3 protein-coding genes and 1 pseudogene are annotated in these 3,040 nt (G+C 47.6%); 1 reads left to right on the top strand and 3 read right to left on the bottom strand.

What is annotated here, in order from left to right; translation table 11 throughout:
• Positions 1–81 precede the first annotated feature (81 nt).
• Positions 82–246, bottom strand: coding sequence for a hypothetical protein (locus F6K20_RS31665; RefSeq protein WP_287267417.1), 165 nt, complete (start codon positions 244–246; stop codon positions 82–84).
• A gap of 218 nt (positions 247–464) precedes the next feature.
• Here F6K20_RS31665 and F6K20_RS31660 point away from each other — a divergent pair, with 218 nt between their 5' ends.
• On the top strand, positions 465–1,175 hold the full coding sequence (locus tag F6K20_RS31660) for a lysophospholipid acyltransferase family protein (protein WP_008183304.1): 711 nt from the start codon (positions 465–467) through the stop codon (positions 1,173–1,175).
• A 189-nt stretch (positions 1,176–1,364) separates the two neighbouring features.
• On the opposite strand, the gene psbC is transcribed toward F6K20_RS31660, so the two are convergent.
• Positions 1,365–2,753, bottom strand: a complete 1,389-nt coding sequence (psbC, locus tag F6K20_RS31655; RefSeq protein WP_044492884.1) for a photosystem II reaction center protein CP43 — start codon at positions 2,751–2,753, stop codon at positions 1,365–1,367.
• Positions 2,737–3,040 (bottom strand): annotated as a pseudogene (locus F6K20_RS31650) (photosystem II D2 protein (photosystem q(a) protein)); the annotation flags it as partial. The gene psbC and the pseudogene F6K20_RS31650, both read right to left, overlap by 17 nt.

The following is a 3,040-nucleotide window of genomic DNA, read 5'->3' as shown; positions in this document are numbered from 1 at the left end:
CTCACGGGGGTTTCCCCCATGAGCAACTGCATCCAGAAAACAGGTAAGCCTTAGTTTAATAATCTGAGTAAAGTCACAGCGTCAAAGTCTATGGCACAAAGCTGTTCGCGCAGCGTGGGCCAAAAGCCCACGGCTGACGGCTGACGGCTGACGGCTGACGGCTGACGGCTGACGGCACCTCAAGCAGCACCTCAAGTAGCGCATATGCTTACCTTCAGCCACGCCATTAATAGCTTCAGTATCCATAGGGAACAGATCAGGGCATGACACCACAAGAAGTGTCCTGTGAGTGTCAGATATTGAGATCGAAACCACATACAGTAGAACTGAAGGTTAAGGATTTAGGACAAACCCTTGATCATTGATAGTTTAGCTCTACTTGCAGTAAGTAGGATTGAGCAATGACAACAACGCTAAAACATACTTCTGATTATGGTAACGATCACGGTAACGCCATCAAAACCATGTCTGTAGATTCTGGTATTTGCCACGGGTTAACTAACATTATCTATCCCTTAGCACGGCGTGTTGTTATTCCGTTTCATTTTGGTCAACTTACCGTAACAGGGCAAGAGAACGTTCCTAAAACAGGTCCTGTTATTTTAGCTCCCACCCATCGCTCTCGTTGGGATGCGTTAATGGTTCCTTACGCCGTTGGCAAACCTGTAACCGGACGTGACTTGCGGTATATGGTCTCAGCCAATGAAATCTATGGCATACAGGGTTGGTTTATCCGTCGTCTAGGAGGGTTCCCCGTAGATACTGGACGTGGAGGAATTAGCAGTATCCGTCACACTGTCGAACTCCTGAGCAATGGCGAAGTACTGGTAATGTTTCCTGAAGGCAATATTTTCCGTAATGGTGAAGTAAACCCCTTAAAACCTGGTATGGCTCGTATTGCCTTGCAGGTAGAATCATCTCACCCTGGTATTGGTCTCAATATTGTACCGATTGCTCTTAATTATAGCCAGCCTATTCCTAAATGGGGTTGTGACGTCAAAGTGACTGTTGGATCTGCGATTAGTGTAGGAGATTATTCTACCAAGTCAGTTAAAAAAGGAGCTGCACAGCTTACCCATGACCTATATACAGCCATGACTAACTTAGACAGGAGTTATAGCGCTACGCGCAAGTCAGAAGTCAGAAGTCAGAAGTCAGAAGTCAGCTTAGACTAAGTTTCGGAGTTTAGCAATGTCAAACATCTCAATGCGTAGTGCTATATGGAGAAAACTGTTCCAAAGAAAAGCTCCTGTAAAGTACAGGAGCCTTAAAAATCACTTAGCTTTTAGTTAGCCATTAATTAGCCATTAATTAGACTTTACTTAGTGTGATTTACCATTGAGTTATTAACTCAATCCCATCACCTAGTCAAGGTCAGGCATTTCAAGTACTGCCTCAGTGTCACGGTCAATACCTTTCTCGAATCCAGCCGCAGCAGCCCGTGCGCGACCAGCGTGCCAGAGGTGACCAACTAGGAAGAAGAAGGCCATTACAAAGTGGAAACTAGCCAACCAAGCACGAGGGTTGACATAGTTGAAGGAATTTGCCTCAGTAATAATGCCACCTACAGAGTTGATGGAACCGTTAGGAGCATGGGTCATGTACTCAGCAGCACGACGTAGCTGCCAAGGCTGAATGTCATTTCTGAGCTTGTTAACATCCAGACCATTGGGACCCCGTAGAGGCTCCAACCACGGACCTTGGAAGTCCCAGAAGCGCATGGTTTCACCACCGAAGATGATTTCACCAGTAGGAGAGCGCATCAGGTATTTACCCAGACCAGTAGGCCCTTGGGAAGACGCAATGTTAGCACCTAGGCGTTGGTCACGGGCTAAAAACACGAAAGACTGAGCTTGAGACGCTTCAGCATTAGTAGGGCCATAGAACTCGCTAGGATAAGCGGTGTTGTTGAACCACACGTAGCAAGAGCAAATGAAGCCCATCATGGACAAGGCACCTAAGCTGTAGGAGAGGTAAGCTTCTCCAGACCAGACAAAGGCACGACGAGCCCAGCCGAAGGGTTTAGTCAGAATGTGGAATACACCACCAAAGATGCAGATCAGACCAATCCAGATATGACCGCCAATGATGTCTTCCATGTTGGCGACACCAATAATCCAACCTTCTCCACCGAAGGGAGCATCGACTAAGTAGCCGAAGATCACACCGGGGTTCAGGGTTGGGTTGGTGATCAAACGAACCGCACCACCACCGGGTGCCCAAGAGTCATAAACACCGCCGACGAACATGGCCTTGATCACCAGCAAGAAGGCACCCAATCCTAAAATGATCAGGTGGAACCCGATGATACTAGTCATCTTGTTCTTGTCCTTCCAGTCGTAACCAAAGAAGTTAGAATAATTTTCTAAGGCTTCAGGACCACGAACGGCGTGATAAATACCGCCGAAGCCCAATACGGCAGAAGAAATCAGGTGTAGGACACCAATAACAAAGTAGGGGAAAGTGTCAACAATTTCGCCACCAGGACCAACACCCCAACCCAAAGTAGCCATGTGAGGGATTAGAATTAATCCTTGCTCGAACACAGGCTTTTCGGGAATGTAGTGAGCAACCTCAAATAGGGTCATTGCGCCAGCCCAGAAAACGATCAGGCCAGCATGGGAAACATGAGCTCCCAGCAACTTACCAGAGAGGTTGATCAGACGGGCATTACCAGACCACCAGGCGAAACCGGAAGATTCTTGGTCACGATTGCCCGCAACCATACCAACATTATTAGAGAGCGTTACCACGCGGTAGTACCTCCTCAGGGAACTCAAAGTTTTGGTGAGGTTGGTCTGCCGGAGCCATCCAAGCCCGGAGACCCTCATTTAGCAAAATGTTCTTAGTATAGAACGTCTCAAATTCTGGATCTTCTGCTGCCCGGATTTCCTGGGACACGAAGTCATAGGCTCGCAGGTTCAATGCTAAACCTACAATTCCTACTGCACTCATCCACAAGCCAGTTACTGGCACAAACAGCATAAAGAAATGCAGCCAGCGCTTGTTGGAGAAGGCAATGCCGAAGATTTGAGACCAA

The sequence above is a fragment of the Moorena sp. SIO2C4 genome (assembly GCF_010672485.1).
GTDB lineage: Bacteria > Cyanobacteriota > Cyanobacteriia > Cyanobacteriales > Coleofasciculaceae > Moorena > Moorena producens.
The sequence above is the reverse complement of the archived record's forward strand: the minus strand, read 5'-3'. Positions and strand labels throughout refer to the sequence as shown.

Coding starts and splice junctions, on each gene's coding strand:
- F6K20_RS31660 (WP_008183304.1), top strand. CDS start 465: ATGTCTGTAGATTCTGGTATTTGCCACGGGTTAACTAACATTATCTAT.
- F6K20_RS31665 (WP_287267417.1), bottom strand. CDS start 246: ATGGATACTGAAGCTATTAATGGCGTGGCTGAAGGTAAGCATATGCGC.